Source organism: Citrobacter sp. wls718 (genome assembly GCF_005280945.1).
Classification (GTDB): Bacteria; Pseudomonadota; Gammaproteobacteria; order Enterobacterales; family Enterobacteriaceae; genus Citrobacter; species Citrobacter gillenii.
This window is the reverse complement of sequence record NZ_SZWV01000039.1, coordinates 1-1,525: the sequence shown is the minus strand read 5'-3', so window position 1 is coordinate 1,525 and position 1,525 is coordinate 1. Positions and strand designations below refer to the sequence as shown.

The following is a 1,525-nucleotide window of genomic DNA, read 5'->3' as shown; positions in this document are numbered from 1 at the left end:
CACACGTTTCATTCCAAACTCCATCACGCATCCTTTGCCGGTTCGCGACCGTATCCAGGGTTATCGTTCAAGGCATCACTCAGAACCTGCATTGCCTCATTGTGTGGGAGAGTCAGAGCAAGTTTGATCGCCGTTCCAAGAGCTTCAGCCGCACATTCAAATTTACGAGCGAGCCTGGCTGTTTCATCAACTTGTTCGCCCATCGCTTCTATTTCAAAGTTGTGCTCTGTCCAGACTTCATCCATCACATCACTTTCAACTTCTTCACGTAATGCTTCTTTAACTTCCAGAACAGGCAAAACGCCGATTAATGCCTCAGCTGGTGCGCTGCTGAAGCGCAATGCCAGATCGTTAGCTGACATAAAAACCTCCGGAAAAAAGCCCGCCACGGGACGGGCAAAGAACACTTTTCCAATTTAACCAGAACAGGTCTTCGTCTCCTGTTTGGTTACGATGGTGGTATTACCATCACAATGCCCTGTGCACCGGGCATGAGGCTGGCAACAGCCATTGGTCAAACTCGTTATGAACGAACTGCAATCTGTTGGTCGGCAGACGGGTCGCCCTTCTGGGCGAGCATGTAGCAAATCAGTCGAATGATTACTTCAATGCGATTTAGATGTACGGCCTGACACCGCACTGGTTTACGTGCGAAATCGATCATGGATTTATCCTCTTGCGTTGCCCTTGTCGCCAGGCTGGCGGAACGTTGAACCTGCTGCGTGTTAATACTTGTCATCTCATCCGGTGATTCGTATGCCGCCGGCAGCTACTTCGTGGGCGTCCTGCCTCGATGACTGTCTTTGTGTTGGGAATAGTATTATCGATTGAATCGATATATGTCAAATTAAATCGATATCAATGCGTGTAAACAACTCACCGATCAGTTTATCGGATTGATTTCGCGTGCTTTATGAAGGGTACAGGAGTGGAGGGGCTACTCGTTACTGGGGATTATCTTTCGTTTTTTTAGGTAAGCAGTAGCTACATCATCAAGCTCTTGCAGTCGCAGTTCGATCAACTTAACTATCTTTTCTCTCTCATCGTCAGTGGGCAAAAGCTCAAATTGCTCCAATAGCTTTTGTTCCTGGGCCGACTGAGGTTGACGTTTTTTTTCTGATGTTATGGCAGGAATAGTGTCAGCTTCAGTTTCTTCAAGAAAAAACCAATAGAGTGGATAGCCTGTAGCGGACTGTAGCCTATCTAGAATGTCAGCTCTTGGAAGTATATTAGAGTTACACCAGCCATTTACTGACTGGGCTTTTACTCCCAGTCTGCGTGCAAGTTCCGATTGAGATATTCCAAGATCATGGATGGCTTTTTGTAATCGCTTTCCGAAGTTCATATTCCTAGCCCGCTCAAAAACATACATCCGATTATACAGATTTTATCTGTAGCTCAACCTATCGATATAATTTGACGATATCGAAATAATTTGATTTACTCGTTTCACGTTCACTACTCGAGATAAATCAATGAAGCTCACAACACAAAAGAAAATGTGGACTGACCCCACGCCCGTAGA

General features: G+C 45.7%; 3 protein-coding genes. All 3 read right to left on the bottom strand.

The features are described 5' to 3' along the window. Positions 1-23 precede the first annotated feature (23 nt). Complete coding sequence (locus tag FDW95_RS08125; RefSeq protein ID WP_136345438.1) at positions 24-362, bottom strand: hypothetical protein; 339 nt, start codon at positions 360-362, stop codon at positions 24-26. A 161-nt stretch (positions 363-523) separates the two neighbouring features. Next, on the bottom strand, positions 524-739 hold the full coding sequence (locus tag FDW95_RS08120; protein ID WP_115258736.1) for a hypothetical protein: 216 nt from the start codon (positions 737-739) through the stop codon (positions 524-526). Positions 740-937: 198 nt separating this feature from the next. Next, positions 938-1,345 (bottom strand): helix-turn-helix domain-containing protein, encoded by a 408-nt coding sequence (locus tag FDW95_RS08115; RefSeq protein WP_047358007.1) that lies wholly within the window; start codon positions 1,343-1,345, stop codon positions 938-940. Positions 1,346-1,525: the final 180 nt, after the last annotated feature.